At 70.3% G+C, this 26,385-nt stretch carries 16 protein-coding genes and 1 pseudogene; 7 read left to right on the top strand and 10 right to left on the bottom strand.

Annotation, left to right across the window (positions count from 1 at the left end):
* Positions 1-43 precede the first annotated feature (43 nt).
* The 3 genes from WMF46_RS14310 (at position 44) to WMF46_RS14300 (ending at position 6,903) form a co-directional block, all read left to right on the top strand.
* A complete protein-coding gene (locus WMF46_RS14310; protein WP_437987895.1) occupies positions 44-967 on the top strand; it encodes a transposase in 924 nt (307 codons plus the stop codon).
* A 254-nt stretch (positions 968-1,221) separates the two neighbouring features.
* The gene (mfd, locus tag WMF46_RS14305) at positions 1,222-5,037 is read left to right on the top strand and encodes a transcription-repair coupling factor (protein ID WP_437986116.1); all 3,816 of its coding nucleotides are present in this window, start codon (positions 1,222-1,224) and stop codon (positions 5,035-5,037) included.
* A gap of 96 nt (positions 5,038-5,133) precedes the next feature.
* The gene (locus WMF46_RS14300) at positions 5,134-6,903 is read left to right on the top strand and encodes a metallophosphoesterase (RefSeq protein ID WP_437986115.1); all 1,770 of its coding nucleotides are present in this window, start codon (positions 5,134-5,136) and stop codon (positions 6,901-6,903) included.
* Positions 6,904-7,129: 226 nt separating this feature from the next.
* Here the strand turns inward: WMF46_RS14300 and WMF46_RS14295 are convergent, their stop codons facing one another.
* Positions 7,130-7,393, bottom strand: a complete 264-nt coding sequence (locus tag WMF46_RS14295) for a hypothetical protein (RefSeq protein ID WP_437986114.1) — start codon at positions 7,391-7,393, stop codon at positions 7,130-7,132.
* A gap of 317 nt (positions 7,394-7,710) precedes the next feature.
* On the opposite strand from WMF46_RS14295, the gene WMF46_RS14290 reads away from it, so the two are divergent.
* Complete coding sequence (locus tag WMF46_RS14290; protein WP_437552457.1) at positions 7,711-8,154, top strand: ferritin-like domain-containing protein; 444 nt, start codon at positions 7,711-7,713, stop codon at positions 8,152-8,154.
* Between the two features lie 63 nt (positions 8,155-8,217).
* On the top strand, positions 8,218-9,039 hold the full coding sequence (locus tag WMF46_RS14285) for a hypothetical protein (RefSeq protein WP_437986113.1): 822 nt from the start codon (positions 8,218-8,220) through the stop codon (positions 9,037-9,039).
* 88 nt (positions 9,040-9,127) lie between these two features.
* Here WMF46_RS14285 and WMF46_RS14280 read toward each other — a convergent pair whose 3' ends face one another.
* The 4 genes from WMF46_RS14280 to WMF46_RS14265 all read right to left on the bottom strand — a co-directional run bounded on the left by WMF46_RS14280 (position 9,128) and on the right by WMF46_RS14265 (position 13,873).
* The gene (locus tag WMF46_RS14280) at positions 9,128-9,856 is read right to left on the bottom strand and encodes a hypothetical protein (protein ID WP_437986112.1); all 729 of its coding nucleotides are present in this window, start codon (positions 9,854-9,856) and stop codon (positions 9,128-9,130) included.
* A gap of 551 nt (positions 9,857-10,407) precedes the next feature.
* Positions 10,408-10,887 (bottom strand): single-stranded DNA-binding protein, encoded by a 480-nt coding sequence (locus WMF46_RS14275; protein ID WP_437986111.1) that lies wholly within the window; start codon positions 10,885-10,887, stop codon positions 10,408-10,410.
* Positions 10,888-11,072: 185 nt separating this feature from the next.
* Positions 11,073-12,110, bottom strand: coding sequence for a recombinase RecA (recA, locus tag WMF46_RS14270; RefSeq protein ID WP_437986110.1), 1,038 nt, complete (start codon positions 12,108-12,110; stop codon positions 11,073-11,075).
* A gap of 170 nt (positions 12,111-12,280) precedes the next feature.
* On the bottom strand, positions 12,281-13,873 hold the full coding sequence (locus tag WMF46_RS14265; protein ID WP_437986109.1) for a YifB family Mg chelatase-like AAA ATPase: 1,593 nt from the start codon (positions 13,871-13,873) through the stop codon (positions 12,281-12,283).
* A 414-nt stretch (positions 13,874-14,287) separates the two neighbouring features.
* On the opposite strand from WMF46_RS14265, the gene WMF46_RS14260 reads away from it, so the two are divergent.
* On the top strand, positions 14,288-14,785 hold the full coding sequence (locus WMF46_RS14260) for a hypothetical protein (RefSeq protein WP_437986108.1): 498 nt from the start codon (positions 14,288-14,290) through the stop codon (positions 14,783-14,785).
* A gap of 27 nt (positions 14,786-14,812) precedes the next feature.
* Here the strand turns inward: WMF46_RS14260 and WMF46_RS14255 are convergent, their stop codons facing one another.
* The 4 genes from WMF46_RS14255 to WMF46_RS14240 all read right to left on the bottom strand — a co-directional run bounded on the left by WMF46_RS14255 (position 14,813) and on the right by WMF46_RS14240 (position 20,718).
* Entirely contained in the window at positions 14,813-17,272 is a 2,460-nt protein-coding gene (locus WMF46_RS14255) for a SpoIIE family protein phosphatase (protein ID WP_437986107.1), read from the bottom strand.
* A gap of 16 nt (positions 17,273-17,288) precedes the next feature.
* Positions 17,289-17,666 carry a hypothetical protein gene (locus tag WMF46_RS14250; RefSeq protein ID WP_437986106.1) on the bottom strand — a complete coding sequence of 126 codons (378 nt, stop codon included), beginning with the start codon at positions 17,664-17,666 and terminating at the stop codon, positions 17,289-17,291.
* A gap of 395 nt (positions 17,667-18,061) precedes the next feature.
* Positions 18,062-18,646 (bottom strand): hypothetical protein, encoded by a 585-nt coding sequence (locus WMF46_RS14245; protein WP_437986105.1) that lies wholly within the window; start codon positions 18,644-18,646, stop codon positions 18,062-18,064.
* Positions 18,643-20,718: a hypothetical protein gene (locus WMF46_RS14240; RefSeq protein ID WP_437986104.1), complete on the bottom strand. Its 2,076-nt coding sequence runs from the start codon at positions 20,716-20,718 to the stop codon at positions 18,643-18,645. Before WMF46_RS14240 ends, WMF46_RS14245 begins: the two co-directional genes overlap by 4 nt.
* A gap of 423 nt (positions 20,719-21,141) precedes the next feature.
* On the opposite strand from WMF46_RS14240, the pseudogene WMF46_RS14235 reads away from it, so the two are divergent.
* Positions 21,142-21,333: pseudogene (locus tag WMF46_RS14235) on the top strand (hypothetical protein); the annotation flags it as partial.
* 52 nt (positions 21,334-21,385) lie between these two features.
* Here WMF46_RS14235 and WMF46_RS14230 read toward each other — a convergent pair.
* Positions 21,386-26,380, bottom strand: coding sequence for an AAA family ATPase (locus WMF46_RS14230; RefSeq protein ID WP_437986103.1), 4,995 nt, complete (start codon positions 26,378-26,380; stop codon positions 21,386-21,388).
* Between the last annotated feature and the right edge of the window lie 5 nt (positions 26,381-26,385).

Raw genomic sequence — 26,385 nt, 5'->3', positions numbered from 1 at the left:
GCGGATTTTGAGTCTGGCACGGCGCTTGACATACCCGTCAGGCATGAGCCAGCCTCGTGCGATCGTCCCCGGCGCTACGTATCTTCTCACCCGCCGTGTACTGCGAAGGCATTTTCTCTTCCGCCCCGATTCCGCGATCACACGGCTCGTGATCTATACCCTGGCGGTCTCGGCCCATCGCTATGGTATCCTCGTACACGCCCTCTGCGTGATGTCCACGCACATTCATATCGTTGTCACAGACACACACGGCGAACTACCACGATTTCTTCAGAGATTCCATCGACTTGTCGCTCTCGGGACCAAGATCTTGCGCGCGTGGGAGGGGTCGGTGTGGGACGATCGAGCAACGAGCGTGGTACGGCTAGCAACACGGGACGCCCTGGTGGAGAAGATCGCTTATACGCTCGCAAATCCGGTCGCTGCTGGTCTCGTACCGCATGCACATGAGTGGCCAGGAGCCAAGGTGCTCGTCGGCGACATCGGCCGCGGGGTGCTGCGCGCCCAACGCCCTGAAGTATACTTCAATCCACAGAACCCCGAATGGCCAACCGACGTAGCACTTGCGATCACGCTTCCACCGTCGATCAGCGATTCCAACGCCGACCAATTTCGCCGCGAGATCACAGGACGGATCGATCTGCACGAGAGACAGGCTCACGCTGCCCTACAGCGACAAAGGCTTGGCTTCCTCGGGGCTGCGCGCGCCACGAATATTTCTCCTTACAAGCGAGCAACGAGCATCGAGCCACTTCGCGATCTCAATCCAACATTCGCAGTCGGCCTCCGGCAGGCAGACGCAAAGAACGCCGCCATCGCGGCCGTCCGAGCCTTTCGCATCGCATATCGACATTCGATCAATCAATGGCGCGCAGGTGTACGCAGCGTAATTTTCCCTGCGGGCACGTGGTGGATGCGCGTGTTCCACGGGGTCACCGTTAACGAGGGCGAGCCTGCGGCCGCATAGACACAGGACCAGCGCACGTCGACACCATCATATTGAGATCGAAAACAAGGAGTATCAGAGAGGCGATTCGTGACCGGGACCGAGCTGGCGCGCGCGTCGCGTAGCGCCCCCGCTAAGCGCCCCCGCTACGACGTCCACGAAGTACGCTCCCAGCACGGTGGGGTTGCGTCCCCGGCCGCGGCACGGTGGGGTTGTGCCCCGCGCGCGGCGCGAACCACGGTCGGGTCGAGACCGCGGGTCGAATCGCGCCGCCTATGCTAGACCGCGCTGCGCCGATGCCCCCCGAGCGCTCCCTCACTTCCACCTCGAGCTCCCCGCTCAGCGCCACGATCGCCGAGCTCTCAGGCCACGTCGACGACAGCGCCTCGAACGATACCGCTGCCAGCGGCCCGCCCGCCTCCACGCCGGCCGACTTCGAGCCGCTCCCGTCGTTCGACCTCCCGGCAGATCGCCGGGTCGTCACGCCCCGTGAGCTCGCCGCAGAGCTCGCCGCGGCGCCGCCGGGCACCCGTCATGTCACAGGCTCGGCCGGCTCGGCCGGTGCCCTCGTCATCCGTCGCCTCGTCGCGGCCGCCGCCGGGCGCCGGATCATCGCCCTCACTCCCGACGTCGACAGCGCCCGCGCTCTGGCGGCCGATACCTCGTTCCTGCTCGTCGATCGGGACGCCGATGACGCCGAGGCCGCCGGCTCGACCACGTTCGGCCGCGTCCTTCTCTACCTGCCGAACGAGGCCAGCCCTTACGCGGATGTCAACCCGGACCGCCGAGGCGCCCAGACCCGCCTCGCCACGCTCTTCCACCTCGGCATGGACCTCCCCTGGTCGGTCCTCGTCTGCCCCATCGCCGCGCTCGCCCGCAAGGTCGTACCCAGGGACGAGATCACCGAACACGCCGAGCTCGTCATCGCCGAGCAGGAGATGGATCGCGACGCGCTCTCGGCCCGCCTCGGTGCATCGGGCTACGTCCGCAGCCCCCTCGTAGAAGACCCCGGCACCTTCGCCGTCCGCGGCGCCCTCCTCGATGTCTGGGCGCCTTCCGCCGAGCTGCCGGTGCGCATCGACTTTTACGGAGACATCGTCGCATCGATCAAGACCTTCAACCCCGACGACCAGCGCACGGTCGCCGACGTGAAGGAGGTCTGGATCCCGCCGGCGCGCGAGGCGATCCTCACGCCTGCCAATGTCGAGCGGGCCCGCCAGCGGGTACGCGCCGCGTGTGACGTCATCGACTTCCCCTCAACCAAGGCGCGCGCCCTGGTCGACGACGTCGCGAGCGGCCGCGCCTTCTTCGGGGCCGAAGGCTACTTGCCTGCCTTCATCGACCTCGCCTCCTTCACGTCGTACCTGCCCGACGACGCGCTCATCCTCCTTGAGGACCCATCCTCCGTCACCGCCGCCGTGCGCAACGAGCTCGGTCGCGCTGCGGCCGATCGGAGCCACAAAGACCGCGAGCCGCACTTCCCGCTGGCCTCCTTCTACGAGGACGAGGCACACGTAGCCTCGTGGCTCGGCGCGCGTGTCGTGCTTGCCCTGCATCGCACCGGGGTTGAGGGTGCTGCGGAAAACCGGAACTCGCTGGAGCGCTTCGAGGTCGTCCCTGAGGACGTCCCGTCGCTCGCGACGCGCGACCAGTCGGACCTCGAGCGCGCCATCAAGACCGCCCGTGCGTCACGCGGCAAGCACGGCGCTCTCGACCCGCTCGTTCGTCGCGTGGTCGCCTGGCAAGAAGCAGGCCTACGAGTGCTTATCGCTGCACGCGCGCAGACCCAGGTTGAGCGCCTCGTCGCCCTGCTCCGCCATCGCGACGTGCGGGTGAAGGCCAACCTCGGTCCGTTCGACCCCGCGTTCTTCGATGGCAGCAGCTCCGCGTCGCCGCGCGACACGGCGCTCGTCGTGACGGGCTCTCTTGCGCGCGGCGTCATCGCTCCTGCCGAGGGGCTCGCGCTGGTCACGGAGGAGGAAATCTTCGGTGCCCGCGCTCACCGCCGCGCCGCGCGCGCCGCCGCCTCCTCCACGAAGCCGTCGCAGGCCTTCCTCGAGGACCTCCGCAACCTCGGCGTCGGCGACTACGTCGTCCACGTAGAGCACGGCATCGGGCGGTACCTTGGCCTCGTCCACAAGCAGGTCGGCTCAACCACGGTCGATCTCATCGCCGTCGAGTACGCCGGCGGCGACAAGCTCTACCTCCCGGTCTACCGCCTGAACCAGATCCAGAAATTCAGCGGCGGCGAAGGCGCCCCCAAGCTCGACCGGCTCGGCGGGCAGACGTTCGCCAAGACAAAGGCGCGGGTCGAGAAGAGCGTCCGCAAGATGGCCGACGAGCTCCTCCGCCTCTACGCCGAGCGCCGCGCCGCCACGGCGGAGCCCGTTCCACCGGCGGACGACGATTACAGCGCCTTCGAAGCGACCTTCCCCTTCGACGAGACACCCGACCAGGCCCGGGCGATCACCGAGGTTGCGGCCGACCTCGAGTCCGGCCGTCCGATGGACCGCCTCGTCTGCGGCGATGTCGGGTTCGGAAAGACCGAGGTTGCCATCCGCGCCGCCTTCCGCGCCGCAAACGCCGGCAGGCAGGTCGCCGTCCTCTGCCCAACCACGGTGCTCGCGCAGCAGCACTACCTCAGCTTCCGATCCCGGATGGCTTCCTACCCCATCGAGGTCCGCGTCATGTCCCGCTTCCAGACCAAGCAGGAGCAGGACGAGGTCTCTCGCGGCCTCCGCGACGGCAGCGTCGACGTCGTGATCGGCACCCACCGCCTCCTCTCCAAGGACGTCCACTTCAAGCGGCTCGGCCTCCTCGTCGTCGACGAGGAGCAGCGCTTCGGCGTCACCCACAAGGAGCGCATCAAGGCGCTCAAGACCAACGTCGACGTCCTCACGCTCTCGGCCACCCCCATCCCTCGCACCCTCCAGATGGCGGTCTCCGGCCTCCGCGACATGTCGATCATCACGACCCCCCCGATCGATCGCCGCGCCATCCGCACCGTGGTGACCCGCCACGACGAGGCCGTCCTCCGGGAGGCCGTCCTTCGCGAGCTCGGCCGCGGCGGCCAGGTGTTCTACGTCTACAACCGCGTCGAGGGCCTCTACGAGCGCGCCGCCCGCCTCGCCGAGCTCGTCCCGAGCGCCCGCATCTGCGTCGCCCACGGCCAGATGAGCGAGCAGAACCTCGAGCAGGCGATGCTCGACTTCGTCGAGGGGCGCTACGACGTCCTCTGCGCCACCGCCATCATCGAGAGCGGCCTCGACATCCCCCGCGCCAACACGATCCTCATCGACCGCGCCGACATGTTCGGCCTCTCGCAGCTCTACCAGCTGCGCGGCCGCGTCGGCCGCGCCAAGGAGCGCGCTTACTGCTACCTCATCGTCCCGCCCCCGAACGCCATGACCGACGAGGCCCGCGCCCGCATCGAGGCCCTCGAGCGCCACACCGAGCTCGGCTCCGGCTTCCAGATCGCCTCGCTCGACCTGGAGCTGCGCGGCTCCGGCGACCTCCTCGGCGCCGAGCAGAGCGGCACCGTCGCCCAGGTTGGCTTCGAGCTCTTCTGCCAGATGCTCGACGAGGCCGTCCACGAGCTGCGCGGCGAACCCGTGGTCCACGACGTCGACACCGAGCTCTCCTTCGACGCCGATGCGCTTCTGCCAGAAGAGTACATTTCCGATGTAGGCGTACGCCTCTCCCTCTACAAGCGGCTCGCCGGTGCCGCCTCGACCGAGGACGTGCAGGACCTCGCGGTCGAGATGGAAGATCGCTTCGGCCCGCCTCCGCTCGAGGCGCGCCGGTTCGTGCACCTCATGCGGCTCAAGACCGAGCTGCGCCGGCTGAAGGCGCTGGCATGCGAGGCGAGCGCCAAGGGCGTGACGCTGCACTTGCGCGAGGACACCCCGCTCGACCATGCCAAGGTGCTCAAGCTGGTCCAGCCGAAGAGCTCACCTTACCGACTCTCGCCCGACATGCGGCTCACCCGCCGAGCCAAGGAGGGCGAGGTCTTCACGAGCGGTCTGGAGGCGGCCGACAAGCTCCTCAGCGAGCTCGCCGGCTGCCTCAAGGAGGGCGGTGATCTCGCCTAGCGGGAGCGCCCACGACGTCGTCGCGCCCCGCGGAGGCGCGCGGGCGAGGCGGCGCGGCGCTCCGGCGGTGATAACCTCCCTTGAGCGGAGGGACGGATGATCGATCGCCCGGATCGCGAGCGGCTCGCGGCGCTCCAGCGGAGCGTCATGACCTGCTGGTACAGCCCCTTCCAGCTGGCCCGCTCAGCGCTCGACATGACCGTCTCCCGCCTGATGGGCGCACGCGGCGATTTCCGCCTCCTCGAGGCGATCGCGGGGCCGCAGCCGCCCTTCGACTACGCCGTCCGCAGCGGCGTCATGCGCGACGAGCTCTGGATCGATTACGTGGCGGACACGGGCGATGGCTTCAACCCCACCTACGCGATCGCCACCCTCCTCGCGCGGCCGGTCCTCTCGCTGGGCGGCCGGGAGACGAGGCGCGGAGAGGTCCTCATCATGGGCGGCGACCAGGTCTACCCCTCGGCCACGCGTCAGGCGTACTGGACGCGGCTCGTCGAGCCCTACGCGGCCGCGCTCCCGAAGGCCGATGTGACGGAGGCGCCGCACCTGTTCGCCATCCCTGGCAACCACGACTGGTACGACGGGCTGATGAGCTTCATGCGCCTCTTCGGCCAGAAACGCACGCTCGGCGCCTGGAAGACGTTCCAGTCGCGGAGCTACTTCGCGCTGAAGCTGCCCCACGGCTTCTGGCTGCTCGGCGTCGACATCCAGCTCGAGTCCGACATCGACCAGCCGCAGATCGAGTATTTCTGCAAGCTGGCGACGCACGACATGCGCGACGGCGATCGCGTGATCCTCTGCACCGCCGAGCCCGACTGGGTGAAGGGCGCCATCTACAACCCAGAGCTCCAGAGCAACCTCGCCTTCTTCGAGAAGCAGCTCGCCGACGCGCGGCCCGGGGTCGAGATCGTCGCGCGCATCGCCGGAGATCTGCACCACTATCGCCGCCACGAGTCCGCGGACGGCCGGCAAAACGTCATCGCCGGCGGCGGCGGCGCGTTCCTCCACCCGACCCACGGCGAGCCGGTCACCGTGGTCCGCTCCGGCGCGGGCGCCGACCAGCGCCCTTATATGTTGCGCGCCTCGTTTCCGTCAGAGTCGGAGTCGCGCCGGCTCGCCTGGCGCAACCTCTGGTTCGCTCGGCACAACCTCGGCTTCTGGCCTGCCGCCGCCTTCGTCTACATGCTCTCCTCCCTGACGCTGCCCCGTCCCGGGCCGGGGGCCGTGGGCTGGGTCCTCGTCGTCGTGCTCGTGTTCATCGTCTTCACGGACACCTACAAGACCTGGTATCGCCGGTTCGCGGGCTCGCTCCACGCGCTCGCGCACCTCGGGGCGGCGCTGGGGCTCGCGCACCTCGGCGGCGCGCTGCTCGGCGTCGACGTCCGGGACCTCCCGTCCATGTGGAGCCTCCTCGGCGTGACGCTCTTCGTCGGCGCCACCGGCGCCGTGGTCGGGTCGACGATCATGGGCGTGTATCTCCTGATCTCGCTCAACGTCGCGCGGCGGCACGGCAATGAAGCGTTCTCGGCGCTCCGGATCCAGGACTACAAGAACTTCTTGCGGATTCACGTCCACCGCGACGGCCTCACCCTCTATCCGGTCGGGCTGAGGAAGGTGCCGCGCGCGTGGAAGGTGGCCGACGACCGCAAGCCCGGCGAGCCGCGCTTCGTCCCCGCCCGCGGCGCCCTGGCGCCGGAGCTCATCGAGGAGCCCATCACCATCCCGAGCGCGCGGCAGCCACGCCGGACCGGCCAACTCACGGTCGACGCGGCAGGCGCCGGGCACCGCGAGTGCCCCGCGGGCGAGCGGCGGAGTCGCCCCCCCGCAGCGGGCGCCGCGGCGGGAGCCGGCGCGTCCGAGCCGTAGAGGCAGACCGGAGCCCTGGCGATCGTTCCTTCTGCATGAGGCAGTTCGCCTCAGCCGGGACATTCTGCCTTCGCGCTGGCAGGCACAACCACGTACGGGCGGTCGAATCGTGGAAGCGGTCGACCGCAGAAGGACCTCTTTCGTGCCGAGCTCGCCGCGCGCTCCTGCGCGCGCGAACGTGAGGTCAGGGGACGCAGCGAGGTTTTCTGGCGCGAGCCGGCTGCGCTCAGGGCGACGCGGCGGCGTTGGGCAGCCTCGGCGGAGCGGCCTTGGGACAGATCTCGCGCAGCTCGCCGGGGGGCGAGAGCGGATCGGGGCCTTCCCTGGGGCAGGAGCCCGGGCCATTCGCGATGGCGTCCTGACCACGGTCGTCCTGGGTCCATTCGCGGTTGATGCTGGGCGCGTTCGCGAGCCCCTCGGCGCAAGCCGCGGAGGCAGCGAGGAGCAGCGCGAGCGCGGCGCGCATCGAGCGGCCAAGAGAGCGCTTCATAGGCACATCCCATCTCCCCGCGGCGCCGGCGCTGGCGGCGCCGGTCCACGGAAGCTGTCAGGGTCTCCCGTCTCCCATTTCCCGTCTCCCGACGTGTATCACGGTCCGTGCCAGGTCGAGGTTGCCGGGCCGTTCGGGATGCCGGACCGCCCGCCACGGCCGGCATCGGCAGCCTCGAGCGGCGGCCGAGCCGGGCGCGGCAACGGCGACCACAACTTCCGGTGACGACGTGCGCATGGCTTGCGCCCCCACGCAAATGCCCCAGGTGGTGGGCGGTGGGGTCCGAGCGGAGCGGGATCCCGGAAGGAGTGTCGATCATGGCGAGAGACGTCATCGAGGTGCTCAACGACCTCATCCAGCTCGATCGCGACGCGATCGCCGCTTACGACCGCGCCATCGAGGCGTGCGAGCACGCTCATACCAGGGAGAGGCTCGCGAGCTTCAGGGACGATCACGCGCGCCACGTGGTGGATCTGACCGCACATGTGACGTCGCTCGGCGGCATCGCGGCACAGACCCGCGACCTCAAGGGCAAGCTCATCGAAGGGTTCACGGCGATCACGAGCCAGGGAGACCAGAGCGCGCTCCTCGCCATGCGCGGCAACGAGGAGCTCACGAACCGGCAATACCAGGCGGCGCTGGACGAGTCGCTCACGGCCGAGGCGCGCGCGATCGTCGAGCGCAACTACACTGATGAGCAGCGGCACCTCGCGTGGATCAAGGACGCGCTGTCAAGGAAGGTCTGGGAACAAGCCGCCTAGTGGGCGGTCGGCCCGCAGCGGTGGTGAGTACGATCGGAAGCAGATTCTACGGTTGGGGGTAATATGAAATCGAATCGGTCCATCCAACTCGCGCTCGCCATGGGAGCGCTCGCGGTCGTGCCGGCGCTCGCGGCAGCACAGACGGGCGGCACGGGCTCGCCGCAGCAACGCGAATCGGGCACGCCGGGAGCGGCGCAGGGCGGCGCGCTGCATCAGGGCGACAAGCCCAGCCCGAGCGGCGCGCAGCGCACTCAGCAGCAGCAGGGGCAGAGTCAGAAGAAACAGGCGATGAATCTCCAGGAGCAGATCTCGTTCCCGGTCGAGGAAGGGTGCACCTACACGGCCTCCGTGAACGGTCGGATCGATCCCGTCGCGGCGGGCAAGTCGCAGCAGCCGTCGGGCGGCCAGACCGGCAGCGGCAACCTGGGACGGGGCAGCGGGGGTGTGCAGGGCGGCGGCGCGGGGGTGCAGGGCCAGACCGACGGCAGCCAGGCCCAGGCCCATGCCGGCGGCGCTCAAGGCGGCAGCCAGCCCCACGCAGGCGCACAGGCCGGCAGGGCTGAAGGGGGCGGCCAGGCGGGGCCAGGCGCTGACTATCGCGAAGGTCAGGAGAAGGTGAAGCCCAACCTCACCGTCGCCGCCAGCGTCAGCTGCCCGAACGCGGTCGATCTCAAGGTCTCGGACACGCTGAAGACGGACAAGGCCATCAGCCGCTCGGAGCTCGAGGAGATGATCTCGCGTCGAACGAGCATCGCGACCGAGAAGGGCGGCCGCTTCTGCATGTACGTGCCGCAGTTCGAGCTGACGCGCGACAAGCTGAGCGGAAAGGGCATCGCCCAGCTCTGCCGCGTGCCCGCGGCGGCCGAGAAGGGCGGAACGCCGTAAACGCCGAAGGGGGGGAGACGGCGATCCTGAGGGCGCGTGCCCTCAGGATCGCCCGGCGATCGCGCCGCTGCGCCGGAGGCGCGCCGGCTCAGGGGGTCGGCGTGGGCAGCGGGCAGGAGTTCAGCCTGCCGATGACGAAGGGCCGCGCCGGGACGGTCGCGCTCGTGATCGGGAAATAATTGCCGGCTGAAACCGAGGTGACGCTCCAGGTGTGGCCCACGGGGACTCCCGAGGTATTGGTATAGATGCGCATGTAGCCCGTCCCCGGACCTGCGACGAAGTCGCTGCACGTGTTCGTCCACCGGCTGTCACGCCAGGTGGTGCTGCATCCGTGGACCGAGCTGGTGGAGTCGGCGATCGGCAGCGCCCACTGGATCGTGCCCGCGTAGATCGGGTTGAGGGCCGTCGTGAGCTGCTGCGCCGGGCCCGTGACGATCACGGTGTGCCCGCCGTATGCGGTCTGTACGCCGCCTGCCACCGTCTTGTTGATGACGAGCACATCACCCGCAGCGACGCTGGTGATGTTCGAAATCAGCGAGACGATGGCCCCGGGCTTGGTGAACTCGGTATAGTACTTCTCCGAGCTCGGGCTCGTCGAACCCCAGTAGTAGGACATATTGGCCGCGTCGTTCACCGCGTCCACGATCGGGTCCGGGTCGGACCAGAACTCCTCTTTCTGAACGCTCGTGACGAAGACAGCCCCGGTCCCCGCCGGCGTACCGGCAGTGATGAAGTCGAGCGCTCCGCTGGATAGCAGGGAGCACGCGTCGGCCGGGGCAGCGCCGAGCGCGACGAAAGAAGCAGCAGCAGACACCATCAGAAAGCGAACCGCATTGCTGAGCATGAAGTACCTCGGTTGACGGTTACCACGTTGCCGTTCCGCAGGCCGAGCAGATTCGGTTGAGGAGGTCGATCGTGTACAGCAAGAGAATCGCACCTGGTCGCGTCGAGCCTAGCATCCAATGTTTACTTCCAAAGCACGGCATTCGTCAACACACTTCGAGCACGTTATCCATCGATTCAATCACTTTTCTGTGTTCATGTAGGACACGAGAGTTCTTCAGACGGCACTGCCGGATACTGTCCACCGCGTGATGGCGACCTGAAGTCATCGAATCAGTCATCTCGCGGCTGACGCTGCGCGCCAGCGTCCGCGAAGGGCTACCTCGTAACACATCGCCCTGGAAACTGGCCTGAGTGGAATCCAGCAACACGCCAAGCGCTGAGCGCCGGGTGGCTCGATGGGGCCGCGACGGCGACCGCAAGAGGGGAATGTCGCGGACCGGGTGAGACGGCGCATGCTGGGGACGCCGCGAGGCGGCTCGATACAAGCCGCCTCGCCCCGCGCGCCCGTCCGGACGGAGCCCCTCAGTACGGCATCTCATCCAGCGCAGGCACCTCCGGGGGCCGCCCCCGCGCGCCGTTCTTCCCGAGCCGCGCCGTGGTCGGCACGCCCGCCCCGGGCTGCGTCGGCTCGCCGTCGTCATCCGGACCCGGCACGGGCTCCGCCAACGGGGCCCGCCGCCCCGCGAAGCGGAGATCCCGCGCGATCACCTCGGTGCGGTAGCGCTTGATCCCGTCCTTCTCGTAGCTCGACGTGCGCAGCCCGCCCTCGATGAGCACGCCGTCCCCCTTCGTCAGCACCTTCGCCAGCGCCTCGGCGCGCGGCCCCCAGAACACGATGCTGTGCCACTCGGTGCGCTCCTTGGGCTCCTTGTTCCTGTCCACGAACGACTCGTTCGTCGCCATGCGCAGGTGAAGCACCGGGGTGCCGTTGCCCGTGTAGCGCAGCTCCGGATCCGAGCCGAGATTGCCCATGAGGATCACCTTGTTCAGTCCTTCGTTCATGACATGCTCCAGTCCGCTTCTGTGTTGTCGTCTGCTGTCGTTCTCTTGCCCGTGTCGTCTCTGCGGTCGCTCACCATCCGCCGGCGCCCACCGCCCTGCGCCTCTCGCGAGGCGCGGCGTCGTCGCGCAGCGAGAGCGGCCGCGCCGGCGGCGGCGAGCCGCCGGGCGCGCCGGCCGCCCCGAGATCAGCAATCCATCGCCGCGCTGCCGTTGCTACCGTTGGCGCGCGACGGCGCCGCCGCGTCGACGGCGGCGCGGAGCGACGAGGCGAGCGTCGGCTTGCCGAGCAGCGCCTCCCGGGCGCGCTCCCTCCCCTGCCCGATGTGCTCACCCGCGAACGACAGGTGCGCGCCGCTCTTCTCCACGACCCCGAGCTGGCAGGCGAAGTCGATGAGATCCGCCGCGCCGTCGATGCCCGCTCCCCACCGGATGTCGAACTCGGCTTCTCTGAACGGAGGAGCCATCTTGTTCTTGACCACCTTGACGCGCGTCCTGCTTCCAATGGCCTCGTCGCTCACCTTCACCGGCCCCACCCGGCGCACGTCGAGCCGCACGCTCGCGTAGAACTTGAGCGCATTGCCGCCGGTCGTCACCTCGGGATTGCCGAAGACGACGCCGATCTTCTGCCGGAGCTGGTTGATGAAGATGAGCGTGGTGTCGGTGCGGTGGCACATGCCCGTGAGCTTCCGCAGCGCCTGGCTCATCAGCCGCGCCTGGAGGCCCATGTGCGAATCGCCCATGTCCCCCTCGATCTCGGCCTTGGGCGTGAGCGCAGCCACCGAGTCGACGACGATCACGTCGACGGCGCTCGAGCGCGCGAGCATCTCGACGATCTCGAGCGCCTGCTCGCCGTTGTCCGGCTGCGATACGAGCAGCCTGTCGATGTCGACGCCGACCGAGCGCGCGTACGTGACGTCGAACGCGTGCTCGGCGTCGATGAACGCGGCGACGCCGCCCGCGCGCTGCGCCTCCCGCATCGCGTGCAACGTGAGTGTGGTCTTCCCCGACGACTCCGGGCCATAGATCTCCACGATGCGCCCGCGCGGGTATCCTCCGATCCCCAGCGCCGCGTCGAGCGACAGGGATCCGGTCCGGATCAGGCCGATGTCCCGGGTCTCGTTCTGGTCGCTCAATGACATGATCGCCCCCTTCCCGAACTGCTTCTCGATGGTTCCAACGACGGTCTTCACGGTGCGGAGCTTCTCAGCGATCTCGGTCATCATCTCGGTCTCTCCTTTTCGACGTGCGTTCGTTGCTTGTTGCGGTTCAACTGTTGCGTGTTGAACGTGCGCGCCCCCGAGCGCGCAGACAGACGATCCAGCGCGGCCGTCGGGGTGGCCGCGATCGCGCCCGCATCGCTGCGGGCGCGGTGGTCTTTGGCCCTGCGGCGAGCTCAGGCGCCCGCGGCGGTGGTGGCGGGCGCCGGCCCGCAGGCGGCCTCGCGATCGAACAGCCGCGCGCCGATCGCCTCGGCCACGTGCGCTGCCCGCACGGCAGAGCTCCTGTCCATGTCGGCGAGCGTGCGGGCGACCCGCAGCACCTTGGTATACGCCCGCGCCGAAAGGCCGAGCCGCTCCACGGCCGACGCGAGCACGCGGGCGCCGGTCGCGTCCGGCATGGCGACGCGCGCGAGATCGCGCGTGCCGAGCTCGGCGTTGTGCGTCGCCGCGACCTCCCCCGCCTCGAAGCGCGCGCGCTGCGCGGCCCGGGCCTCGACAACGCGCGCCCGCACCGCCGCGGAGCTCTCCGGCGCGTCGAGCGACGAGCGGCCGTCGGCGAGCGGCGCGCACAGGTGAGCGACATCGACGGGCGGCAAGGAGATGTGGAGATCGATGCGATCGAGCAGCGGCCCGCTCAGCCGCGCGCGGTAGGCACGGACGCGATCGAGGGAGCAGGCGCAGCGATTGCCGCGGTCGCCATGGAAGCCGCACGGACAGGGGTTGATGGCGGCCACCAGGATCGGACGCGCCGGAAACACGACGCGGGCGCGGGCGCGGCAAAGGGCGATCGTGCCCTCTTCGAGCGGCTCGCGGAGCGACTCGAGGACGCCGCGGCGGAACTCGAGCAGCTCGTCGAGGAACAGGCACCCATGGTGGGCCAGGGAGACCTCGCCGGGGCGGATGGGATCCCCGCCGCCGACGAGGCCCGCGGCGCTCACGGTGTGATGCGGGGCGCGGAACGGGCGAATCGCGACGAGGCCCCTGTCCGGGGAGAGCAGCCCGGCGACGGAGTGGATCGCGGTGATATCGAGCGCCTCGTCGTAGGACATCGGCGGCAAGACCGTTGGCAGGCGCCGAGCAAGCATGGTCTTTCCGCTGCCTGGCGGGCCGACCATGATCAGGTTGTGTCCCCCGGAAGCGGCGATCTCGAGGGCGCGGCGTGCCCCGTGCTGGCCGCGGACCTCCGCGAGATCTGCCGCTGCAGCGCTCGGCTCCGCGTCGATCGAGGCCAGGGTCCCCGCGCCCGGGAGGGGCTTGTTGCCGCGGAGGTGCGCGACGACCTGGCCCAGGTGCTCCGCGATGAGGACGTCGATACCAGCCACGCTCGCCGCTTCGCGCGCGTTGCCCTGGGGCACGATCGCGCGCGTGACCCCCTGCGCCGCCGCGCCGCGCAGCGCGGGCAGGACGCCGCGCACGGGGCGCACCGCGCCGCTCAACGACAGCTCGCCGAGCAGGCCAATCCGGTCGAGCCCCTCGGCAGGCACCTTGCCGAGCGCCGCGAGCGCGGCGATCGCGATGGCGAGGTCGTACGCGCCACCGCTCTTCTTGAGATCTGCCGGGGCGAGGTTCACGGTGATAACATATTCGTCAAGCTCGATGCCCAGTTGCTGAAGCGCAGCGCGGACGCGCACGCGGCTCTCGCGGACGCTCGCCTCGGCCAGGCCCACCATCTGGAAGAACGACGGACCGCGGCCCGAGTCGACCTCCACCCGGATGGGGTGCGCGTCGAGCCCGAGCAGAGAGAACGTGAGCGCCGTGGCCTGCATGCCGGAGCCCTTTCGCGAAAGGCGTGCCAGGCGGAGAAGGCGGCGAACTCAGGGGATTTCGCGGCGGGAGGGGTGGCGAACGCGGCGGATGGGGTGGCGGCCGCCAGAGGGAGTCGCCGGAATCGAGAAGATCACCGGCAGGAGCCCGGCGAGCCAGAGTTGCCACGGCGACAGGCCAAGGCAGTTGTCCCCAGTCCCTGTGCGTGTGGCCCCTGGCGCCCGCCGCGCCTCATTACACGCGCTCTGGCTATTTCATCACGAGCAAGAATTGGTCGCTTCCACGTCGTCGGTCCGAGCGACGGCCCTGTCCGACGGACGATTGGATTCGCGACATCGCGGCTCGCCAACCTCGCTCCCTTCGAGTAGAGACAGGCGGATGCCGGGGACTCCGCACGAGGTGCTCGCAGGATCGTGATGCGCGCCCTGGAGCTGACCGAAAAGCACCTCGCTGACGAGCCGTTGCGGGACGCGCAGGCGCGTGCGATCCTCGCCGTGCTGAGCGACGCCATGCTGGCCGCGCTCAGGGAGATGGCCATGGATCCGAGCAAAGTCCCTGAAACCCCGGCGTCTCGACGTTTCCGGCTCTTCTTCGAGAAGCGTGGTCGGGCCGAGGGAAAGATCGAAGGCAAGATCGAGGGAAAGCAGGAGGCCCTGCTCGCGGTGCTCGAAGCGCGCGGCCTGTCACCGACGGCGGATGAGCGGGCTCACATCGATGCCTGCACGGCTCCTGCGGAGCTCGACCGATGGATCGCCCGCGCAGCGACGGCGGCGTCCCTGAGCGAGGTGTTCGCGTCGAAGCCGGCCAGCACGACCCGCCGATCCCCTGCCAAGACGCGCTCGCGCGCGCCGGACCACCGTGGACCGCGGGCACAGAACGCGACAAGGCCCCAGAAACCAGCGCGCTCGCGGTAACTGCGCGCGAGCTCCGCCCCGCCGCAGCTACTCGGGTGCGCGATACCTCGCCACGACGATCGTGATGTCGTCGTCCGGGCTCGGGCACCACCCCTCGACCTCCTCGAGGATCCGGTCGCGAATCACGCCGACAGGCTCCGTCTGGACAGCCTCGATGACGGCGCAGAGCCGCTCCAGACCGAACTGCTCGTGATGGGCGTTCCTCGCCTCGGTCACGCCATCGCTATAGAGCACGAGCACGTCCCCATCCCCGAGGTAGAGCTCGGCATCCCGCGTCAGCGCGCCGATCTCCGGCAGCGCGCCGATCCAGACGCCTGAACTCGGAATGCACCCGCAGCGCCGCGTCCGCGCCGAGCACACGATCAGGTCGTCGTGCGCGCCCGCGAACGTCACCCGCCCGTTGCGCTCGTACCGGAGCAAGAGGAGCGTCGCGTGCTCGTCGCGCTCCAGACGATCGCGGACGTTCTTGTAGATTGCCTTGTTGAGCGCCGTGATGACCTTCGCCGGGCTCGCGGCCGGGTCATTGCACGTGAGCGCCGATACCATGCTCTGGATCATCAGCATGATGAGACCCGCCGCGAGCCCGTGCCCCGCGACGTCGCCGATCCCCAGCCACCCGCCCCCGTTCGCCGGGATCACATCGTAGTAATCACCGCCGACCTCGGCCGCAGGCTTCATGACCGCGCAGAGGTCGAGCCCCTCGATCGAGAGCTGCTTCGGCACCAGCGTGGTCTGGATGCGCGCCGCGACCTGGCTCTCCTGACGGACCCGCTCCTGCTCCAGCCGCTCGCGCAGCTCCACCTCCCGGACGACCTGCCGGTGCAGCGCCGCGGCCTTGACCGCGGAGCCGAGCTGGAGGCGCAGCACCTCGTAGATCATCCCGCTGGCGCGGTGGTCGAGCACCGCGACGCCGAATCTCTCCTCGTCGCCGAACGCAACCGGGAGCACGATCCTGCTGATGCGCTCGTCGGCGTCCAGGAAGCCCGGGGGCGCGAGGAGGTGCGCCGGGAAGCTCACGGCCGGCACCTCCACCTCGTGGCCGTCCTCCATCACGAACAGCGGCTTCATGGTGGCGTGTTGAGCGTCGTCGTACAGCGACACGGCGACGTCCGAGAACCGCATCCTCGGCAGCTCCGACGCCAGCAACCCCTTGAGCACGGGCAGGCTCAAGCACGCAGAGAAGCCCCGCGCGCCGTAGGTGACGTCGATCGCGGCGAGCTCGACGTTCAGCCGCTGCTCCCCCTCGACGTGCACGCACTCGCTCCCGATCAGGATGCGCGCTGCGTGCCAGAGATGCTCCAGCGCCGCGTCGCCGCTCACGGGCGACCCCTGTACCCGCGAGCGCAAGAGCGATATCACCGCCTGGAACTCCTCGAGGAGCACGCCCTCGCGCCTCGCCCCGTCGAGGAGCGACTGGAGCGCGCGCAGGAAGCGCCCCTCGTCGCCCGCGAGCTCCGCCTCGATCGCGGCGAGCAGATCGCCCGCCCAGCCGTCGAGGGCGCCGCTCGGGATCGCCACGGTGCTCGCGAGCGCGCGCTCCAGCGACGCCCGCTGATCCGCGATGACGCGCGGAAAGCCGCGCACCGAGGGGACCGGCTGTAGGAACGTGTCGCCCGCGCGGTACCCGCAGCCGCAGGACTCGCGTTGCGTGAGCTCGACCTGCGCGAGCTGCAGCGGTTCGACGGCCTCGCCGTCGATCATGCGGAGGACCGTGCTCACGGCCATCCCCCCGAGCCGCTCGATCGGCTGGCGCACCGTCGTCAACGACGGCTTCGTGAAGCGAGCGATGCCGACGTCATCGAACCCGCACACGAGGACGTCTTCCGGGATGCGGCGTCCCTCGGCCTTGAGGACCTCGATCGCCGCGAGCGCCATCCTGTCGTTGGCCGCCACCACGGCGTCGAACGCCACCCCGCGAGCCAGGAGCTCGCGCATCGCCGCGCGCCCCGTCGGGATCGTGAACCCACCGAACACGAGGAGGCGCTCGTCCCAAGGGAGCGCCCGCGCCGCGAGCGCCCTCCGGTACCCGCCGACGCGCAGCGCGGCCTCCTCGCTGCTGCTCGGGCCGCCGATGTACGCGATGCGCCGGCACCCGTGCTCGTCCGCCATGTGCCCGACGGATATCTCGCTCCCGAGGGCGTTGTCGACCATCAGGCTCGGCACACCCTCGATCGCGGTCCCGATGCTGCACACCGGCAGCGCCGCGAAGGACCGGCAGAACGATCGCATGACCTCCATGCCGCCATAAGGGGAGAACGTCGACGAGGCGACGATAACGCCGTCGGCGGTCTCAGGGCCGATGAGGTGATAGAACGTGCCCCGGTCGGCCACCTCCGGCCGGCGAGCCATGGCCGGGTCGCTGAACGCCGTCAGCAGGTTGACGTCGTGCGCCGCGGCGCCGCGCTCGATCCCGGCGCGCAGCTCGGACTGGTAGTCGCCAACGACATTGTCGATCAGAAACGCGAGCGTCCGACGCTTCCTCGTCATGGCCTCTGGCTCTCGATCATGCATCCGCGATCGAGACCAGCTCCGGGCATATGCGATCCAGGGGCTTCAGGCTCCGGCGCTGCCATGTCCGCTTCGCGTCCGTGACGAACCGTATCTTGCATTTGAGGCCATGGCCCATCAGGCCGCAGATGAAGCCGACGAACGCCTTGAGGCAGCTCGAGCTCATGAAGCGCAGGTCGCGCACGTCGAACTCGACGGTGCTCACCGAGAGGCGCATCACCTCGCCCTCCAGCGCCTTGACGTACCTGCTGAGCGGCGGAGATGCCGCCATGTCCCCCGTGCCGGTGAGCTTGACGCTGAGGGTGTCGTCCCTCAAGGCTGGCTCGATCCCGAAGCTGTCGGTGACGACAGGATCCACGCTCAAGCAGCTCATCTCTTCTCCATCTCTCGACCGAGCGCGCGATGACCGCCGGATCGTTCCTCTGGATGCTGCAGCCGACGGCCGGTGCGAGCTCTCCACACTACGACGTAGTCGCGCCGGATCCAATCCCTTCCCGCAAGCCGCGCGGGTTGAACGCGCCACGCGCCACGCGCCACGCGCCACGCGTGAGTGCGGGTAGCAGGTGGAAGGCGCACACGATGCGGCGTCGCGCGGTGAGCGCCGCAACATTTCGCGAACAGGCTCTCGATGCAGAGCGCGCCCGCTCGATCGCGGCTTCCCGGCTCGGAGCGCGGGATGCCTCGGAATTCATGTGGATGTCGTCCGGGCGCGTGGCGCCTCGCAGGGCGGGCGCCGTGCAGCGCGTCGACGGTCGCGCCGGCGCGGTTTCAGAGCGCGCTGACGAGCGGCCCGGCGTCGCCTTCGAGCCATTGCTCGGAGATCATGACGCTCGTCGTGAGCCCGGTCTGGAAGCGGTATCCTTCCTCGATCGAGAGGATCTCGATGACCCTCCTGTCGCCGATCCGGACGGGGAAGATCACCGAGACGCTCGACGGAAAGGGGCCGTCCTCGTCGGCCCTGTGCTCGCCGACCGAGACAGACTCGCCTCCGGCCCCGGCGCCGAGCGACCTCACGGCGACCACCGACGGAACGCTGCAATCGATCCGCAGCCACTCGCGCTGCCGGCGCGCCTTGCACGCGCCGCCCCTCGCGACGCGCGCGAGCGACACCTGCTCCGCGGCATCCCACTCGGCCGCTGCCGGCCGCGCCGTCCGCTCGGGCGGCGGCGGCGTCGCCTCGAGCGCGCGCTTCTGCGGCGCCTCCGCGCCTCCTCCCGCGTCCGCCGGGCCTCCCGCGGCTCCCGCCTGCGGCCCGGCCGCCGCGCCTCCCGCCGGGGCGAGCACCGACTCCGCCGCCTGCGCCGGCGCGAGCGCGCCGAGCAGGACCATCCCGATCACCGCTCTCTTCTTCATAACGTCCTCAGGAAGGCGGCGAGCGCCGCCTTGTCATTCCTCGACATGTGGCTGGTGCGACCCATCCGGTCCCGGTTTTCGTCGATGAGCTCTTCGAGCGTCTTCGCGGATCCATCGTGGTAATAGGGCGCCGTCCCGCCGACGAAGCGCAGCGAGGGCGTCTTGAACACCTGGCCCGCCTTCTCCTCGGCGAACCCGGGCCGCGCAGCGAACCCCGGCATCGGGTAGCCCATGCGGTCGGTGTGCTCCGTCTCGGGCACGTGGCAGCGAGCGCACTGCGCCGTGTCGCTCATGAAGAGGGCGCGGCCATGCTCCTCCTGCGGCGTGAGCTTCCGCGCCTCCCTGGGCGGCGGCACGAGGCCCGCGCGCAGGAACGCGGCCAGGTGGCGCGCCCTCAGCGCGAGCTCGCCGTTGCCTAGACCACCGGGCCCCCACCGGTGAAGGCCGAACCCCTCGCGGAGGCGCTCCGCCAGGTTCTCGCTCTGGGCGTTCCAGCCATAAGGCCCCTCGGCCGACACGCGGCCCGCGAGCATGGGAGTCTGCCGGGGCACGCCGCCGCGCGGCTCCACGTCGGCCGGCTGGTTCTCGGCGGATCCGAGGAAATTGACGCTCTCGCCGCCGATGTCCATCACGTGGGCCTCGTGCCACACATGGCCGTCGTCGCGCCCGTCCGGGTGGCAGCCAGCGCACCCGAGGCCGCCGCTCGTGCCCCAGTCGACCGCGTTGTAGAAGAGCTTCCGGCCGAGGGAGGCCTGCTGCGGGACCTGCGCGTCGGCCAGCGCGATGTACGGCACGGGGCTCAGCTCGAACGGAGCGTCGTCGCGGTGCTCGTCGAGGCGGACGATCGCGAGGGCGTCCGTGGAACGGCAAAACACCCACGCCATGGACTCGTCCGCGGACAGCGCGACGCCGCTGGGCGCGCCGCACAGGGTCGCCACGTAGATGTCGGGGCCCGCATGGCGGCCGAGATCGTAGGTGCGGAGCGGCCGGAGCGCCGGATCGACCGCGAGCGCGTCGAGCTCCACCAACGTGTCGGTGCCCTCGCTGGCGACGAGCAGCGTGCGGGTGCTCTTCCGGTACACGAGCGCGCGCGGCTGGACGAACGGGGCGAGCGATGTGTTGGGGAGCTCCAGCTCCGCGTCGTCGAACGCGGCATCGTCGAGCGCGCTCGCCCGCCAGAGCGGCGCGCCCTGGCGGCGCCGGGGCGCGAGGGGCGCCTCGTCGCTCGTCATGAGGACGTCCACCGTGGAGGCGCCGAACCACGCCTGTTCACCGAGCGCGCCGAGCGCGTGGCGCGCGACGAAGAGGCGGCGGCCATCCGGCGAGAGCGCGGCCGCGTAGCCGAGCGACGCGGAGAGCGACTTGCCATGAGGAGCGCGGTAAGGCGACGGAGGGAGGGCGACCGGCCGGGCCTCGGGAGCGCCACCCAGCGCGATCCGGGTGAGCGAGGCGGACGTGAGGTGCGTGACGTACGCGGCCGCGCCGTCGTCGCGGATCACGACGCCGCGGGGCTCGCGCGGGACATCGATGGCCCATGTCGCCGTCGCGGTCGCGAGATCCACCGCGGAGACCTTGCCCGCCCATGCGCTGGTGACGAGCGCCGTGCGCTCATCCGGCGTGATCGCGAGCCCCCAGGCGTCGGCCGGCAGGGGCACGCGGGCCGCTTCCACGAGCCCCGCCGCCGGATCGGGCCGCAGGACAAGGAGGAGCCCGGGATCGCGGATCGTGACGAGCACGCGGTCCGCGAGCGCGAGCACCTGCGCCGGCCGCCCCGGCATGGCGATCTCGACAGGCGGCGTGCTCACGTCGACGGGAAGCGGGATGCGCCGGAGGACGGCGTGGTCCTCGTCGGCCAGATAGAGCGCGTCGTCCTGCGGCGCGCGCGCGAGCGCGCTGCCGACCCGCGTGACGGCCTTGAGCTTCTGCGGCGGCGGCGGGGAGGCCGGCGGCGCCGGCGCCGCCGTCCCGGCGACCTCGGCGCTGCGCTCGACGGCCGGCGCCTCTCTGGAAGGGCGCGAGCAAGCCGCGGCGAGGAGCGCGGCCAGGAGGAGGGTTGATGGTCGGTGCTTCATCGGTCGCCCGAGCCAACGACGGCGCCTGGCATGCGTATTCCTCGGCACCGTCGGTCCCGATCCTCCGCGCCCCGGCCCCCCTGCGCGGGAGGCGTCGGGACACCTGCGGCTCACGCGCTGTACGTGAAGCGCGCGACTGACGAGCTCGAGAGAGAGGGCGCCAGTGCGCCTCCCGCGCCACACACGCGACCAGCCGCGATGACGCGCCGTGCGCGTCAAAGGCAAAGGCGCGTGCGTGCGTGCGTGCGTGTCAACCACGCCCACATCAGGGGTCCTTATGGCAGATGAGGAATCGCGTACTTGGCGCGTACTTGGCAAAATCGCATCGCGCCTCAATGCACACTTGAACGATTATTTCGCCCTGCCTTACAGTCCTGGATTGTCGTCGCGTGGCTTGGGGCCACTCGACAGCATGGAGGCACCATGAATCGATTGCCCGTCTCACGGTGGGCGACGTCAGGCGTTCTCGTCGCATCCCTGACTGCAGTATCACTCTCGAGCGCGCCGGCCATGGGCGCGCCGTCGTTCACCGCCTTCGAGAGCGGGCAGGTCCGCCCGCTGGCCATCTCACCGGACGGGAAGCTGCTCTTCGCCGTCAACACGCCCCTGACGCGGCCCTCCGCCGCTGCGCGCGCGCCTCGCGGCCGCGCGCAGCAGCGCCCGCGCGTCAGGCGAGCCGCGTCGCCCCTGCCCGCCGGGCGACCGACCCCGGCAGGCCGCGCGGCCCCAGCGCATACGCGATGCTGCTCTGAAGGGTCCCCATCGTCACGACCGATCCGAGGAAGACGTCCTGCTCCACCAGCGCGCGGGCCACCTCCGGCCGGACCCCGGAGAGCACCGTCTTGGCCCCGAGCAGCTGGAGCGCCTTGGCCGTCTTGATCAGCGCCTCCGCCACCGCGGCGTCGACGCGCGCCACGCCGGTGATGTCCAGGATCACCACCTTGGCTTGCCTCGACTGGAACCCTTCGAGCGCCGTCTCCAGCACCCGCTGGGCGCGCTCGCCGTCCATCGCGCCGACGATCGGCATCACCAGCACGTCGTCCGTGATCGGGATGAGCGGCGTCTGCCGGCGCAGCATCTCCTGCTGCAGGAGCTCCCGCTCCGCCTCGGACGCCTCGCGCAGCTCGAGCTCGCGCTGCAGCTGCTCGTTCGAGCGCTGCAGCGCCTCGGTGCCCGCGCGGATGCTCGCGATGAGCAGCGCGTTCTCCAGCGCGATCGCCGCCTGCGAGGCGAGGAGCCCGCAGACCTCGACCCGCCCCGGCGTGAACGCCCTCGGGGCCACGTTGTTCTCCAGGTACAGGAGCCCCGCCGAGCGCCCCTGGTGCGCCATCGCCAGGCACAGGATCGAGCGCGGCCTCCGCTCCACGACGTACGGATCGGCCGCGAAGCGGCCGTCCTGCCGGGCGTCGTTCAGCACAACGGGCTCCCGCGTCCTCGCGACCAGCTGGACGACGCTCGTCGCGAGCTCCTCGCTCTCGAGCGCCGGGATCGACAGCCCCGTCTGCACCGCGTCGGGGTCGACGCGCATGGTCGCCACGATCGTGAGCTTCCCGTCGCGCTCCAGGATCAGCGCGCCGCGCTGCGCCCCCGCGTTGGCGACCAGGCTCCGCATCAGCCGGTCGAGGAGCCGGTCGAGCACCGTCTCGCTCGCGACCGCCTGCATGGCCTTGACCACGGTCGCGACGTCGAACGACTCGGTGCTCCCCCTGCGCGTCACCGTCGTACCGACGACCCTGGGCCGCTGCGCGTCGCCGGAGGACGCCGCGTCGAGCAGCGGCTCGTGCTGCTTCGCGAGGTGCTCCGCCTTGCCCGCCGCGCCCCACCGCAGGTACGCCCTGTACGCGTCGGCCATGTACCACCGCGCGATCCTCTCGCGCCCCCGCTGCAGGTAGAACCGCGCGCACAGCTCGTTCGCGAGCGCCTCCTGGTGCGTGAACCCGGCCTGCCGCGCCCCCTCGATGGCCTGATCGTAGAGCTTCGCCGCCTCCGCGTCCTTCCCGAGGACGCGCGCCACCTCCGCCCCGATGAGCTTCTCCTTGTGCGCGTAGTTCTCCGGGGCGTGCTGCGCCCAGCCCGCGATCTTCGCCCGGTGCTCCGCCGCCGAGGCGAGGTGCCGCTCCCGCTCCTCCTCCGTCGCCGTCGCGCACAGCGCGAGCAGCGAGAGGCTCACGTAGAACGGGATGTCGTTCGCCAGGAACAGGCCCATCGCGCTCGCGCTGTGCTTCTCCGCCCGCGCCGCCATCAGCAGCGCGCCCGCGTGATCGCCGTAGAGCACCGCGAGCACGAGCATGTTCACGAAGTACCAGCACCGCGGCAGCTCCTGCGCGGGCACGAGCCCCGAGAGGAACGCGCCCTCGTCGAACGACGCGTCGGTCAGGCTGCTCCGCCCGCTCGTCTTGCCCTCCAGGCACGCGATCATCTGCCGCGCGACGACGAGCACCGGCGTGGCGAGCGGATCCTTCGTCCGCTGCAGGAACCGCATGAACACGGCCAGCTCCTCCCGGAGCGCGCCGAGCTCGTGGCCCGAGGACAGCAGGATCGTCACGGTGTTCAGGCAGGCGTACGCCCCGAAGCTGAAGTCGCCCGAGCTCAGCCCGGCCTGGTAGGCCTTCGTGAGGCACGTGACCGAGGCGCGGACCGGCTCGAAGAGGTGGGACGGGGCGCCGCACACCAGGTACGCCTTGCACTGCAGCTCCACCCCGTCGGACCTCTCGCAGAGTGCCAGCGAGACGCGCTGGAACTGCCGCGCCTCCTCGTACCGCCCCATCCCCCCCGCGAGCAGCAAGCAGTAGAGGCCATAGGCGCACGCCGCCGCGGGCGAGTTGCCGTAGCGGAGCGAGAGGTTCACCTGCGTCGCGGCGATGAGCGCGAGCAGCGCCGGGTCCAGCGTGTACGCCCCCGGGATCATCGCCGCCAGGAGCCGCAGCACGGCCAGCTGCTCCTCGCCGCCGACCCACGGCGCGTGCACGAGCGCCTCGATGCGGCGCCCCGCGAGGTGGCCGGGCATCTCCGCGAGCGCGGCCCCGAACGCCGCGTAGATGGCCTCCGGCGGCTCCGGCAGCTCGATCCCGAAGAGCGCCACGCCCTCCCGGCCGACCCGGAGCACCTCCGCGAACTCCCCGCGCATCGTGTGCACGAGGATCCGGAGGTTATGGACCTCCGCGCGCTCCCGGCGCGATCGCGCGTGCTCGAGGAGCTCGCGGATCAGGGCGTCGGCCTGCGCCTCGTTGCCGCTCAGCCAGTCGCACTCCGCCCGCTCCCGGTGCAGCGCGAAGCAGAGCTCGTACTCCTCCTCCCACGCCCGCGGCCCGAGCAGCGACAGCGCCGTCTTGAAGTGCTCGGCCGCCGCCGCGTGCGCCATCGAAGCCTTGGCCCGCCGCCCGACGGTCAGGTTGAGCCGCGCGAGATCCAGCTGCTCCGCCCGCTCCTCGATCAGCGCCGCGCCGACGTTCGCGTGGCTCACGACCTTGAACAGGTCCTCGTCGCGCGGCTCGCCGCTGAGCTGCGCCCGCATGAGCCGGCCGATCCGCAGGTGGACCTCCTGCTTTTGCGCGTCCTCGATCAGGCTGTAGGCCGCCTGCTGCCCGCGATCGTGCAGGAACCGGTACCTCACCGACAGGGGCTGCTCCGCGTGCGCGCCGTCGGACGCGTGGAGCAGCCGGTAGTCGGAGTCCAGCGGCAGCACGAGCCCCTCGCGCAGCGCCTCCCAGAGATCCGCGGCGACCTCCGCGGGCGGCCGCTCGCGGACGGTCGACAGCGTCTTCAGGTCGAACTGGTGGCCGATGCACGCCGCGAGCTGGAGCACGCGCTGCGTCTCGGGCGAGAGCCGCTGCATCTTGTCCACGAGCAGATCGTGCACGTTCACCGCGCCCCAGCGCTGGCGGATGGACTCGAGGTCCCACGCCCACCGCCCGGCCCCCGGGTCGAACGACACGAGCCCCGCCGCGTACAGCTCCTTGAGCAGCTGGCTCAAGAAGAAGGGGTTGCCCTTGCTCATGGCGTAGAGCACCTCGGCGAGCGCCTCCGCCTGCTCCGCGCGCGCGCCCAGCGCGTCCGCGAGCAGATGGCGCACGTCCGCGAGGGCGAGCAGCGGGAGCAGCAGCTCGCGCCGCGCGACGCCCGCCGCCCGCAGCTCCCCGAGCCAGATCGTGAGCGGCTGCCCTGCGATCGCCTCCTGGTCCCGGTACGCGCCGACGATGAGCAGGTAGGCCCCCGCCGGATCGGTCACGACGGGCTGCAGCAGCTTCAGCGACGCCGGGTCGGCCCACTGGAGATCGTCGAGGAAGAGCACCACCGGGCGCTCGGCCGTGGCGACGGCGCGCAGGAAGTCCTGGAACACGAGGTTGAAGCGGTTCTGCGACTCGCTCGGCCCGAGCTCCGGAACCGGCGGCTGCGGCCCGAGCACGAGCTCGAGCTCCGGGATGAGCTCCACCAGGATCCGCGCGTTCTTCCCCGCGGCCTGGAGCAGCTTGTCCTTCCAGCGCCGGAGCGACTCGGCCGGCTCGGTCAGGAGCAGGCGGACCCGCTGGCGAAGCGCGCCCGCCAGGGGCGCGAGCGGCATGTTCCGGCTCAGCTGATCGAACTTCCCCTCGATGAAGTGCCCGCGCCGCTGCGCGACCTCCTTCTGGATCTCGTTCACGAGCGCCGACTTCCCGATGCCCGGCCCCCCCGCGATGAGCAGGAGCTCGCACCTGCCCCCGCGCGCCCGCTCGAAGGCGGCGAGCAGCTCGGCCATCTGCGGATCGCGGCCATAGAGCTTCTGCGGCAGCCTGAGCTCGCTCGATACGTCGCGAGACCCCAGCTCGAACGGCTCTATCCGCCCGGTCGCCTCGAGCGCCGACAGGCACGCATCGAGATCCGCCTTGAGGCCGGTGCCGCTCTGGTACCGCTCCTCCGCGACCTTGGACATCAGCTTCTGCACGATGTCCGACACCGCTCGCGGGATCTCCCGCGACCGCTCGCAGAGCGGCGTCGCGACCCGCGCGATGTGGCTGTGCATGAGATCCACGGGATCGGTCGCCTGGAACGGGAGCACCCCCGCGAAGAGCTCGTAGAGCGTCACTCCCAGGGAGTAGAGATCGGTCCGGTAATCGATGACGCGGTTCATCCTGCCTGTCTGCTCAGGAGACATGTAGGCCAGCGTCCCCTCCACGAGGTCCGGGCTCTCCGCCGCCAGCGCCTCCTCGGAGAGCCGCGTCGAGCTGCCGAGGTCGGTCAGCTTGACCTGGCCTGTCTCCCGGTGGACGAGGATGTTCTGCGGCTTGACGTCCTTGTGGATGACCTGCTTTCCGTGGACCTCCGCCAGCGTCCCGGCCAGCGACGACGCGATACGCAGCTTCGCCTCGAGGTCGAGCGGGGTCGAGCGGGCGAGCTTGTCGAGCGACAGTCCCGCGAAGTACTCCATCACGAGCGCGGCCCCGCCCGGCACCTTCTCCACGCGGTCGGCGCGAATGACGCTCTCGAGCTGGAGGTGACGTGAGATCTCGAGCTCGTGCCGGAGCTGCGCGACGTGCCGCTGGCCAGGGTGCTCACCCTTCAGCACCTTGATTGTCGCGGGGGCGCCGTCGGCGTCGCGCTGCGCGCGGTAGAGTACGGTATCCCCCGTTTCGTACATCAGCTCGACCAGTGTGAAGGGCAGATCACCAATCCTGGTCTGGCGCATAGGTT

Source organism: Sorangium sp. So ce117, assembly GCF_051524395.1.
In the GTDB taxonomy this organism is placed as follows: domain Bacteria; phylum Myxococcota_A; class Polyangia; order Polyangiales; family Polyangiaceae; genus Sorangium; species Sorangium cellulosum_B.
This window is presented reverse-complemented; position numbering and strand designations above follow the sequence as displayed.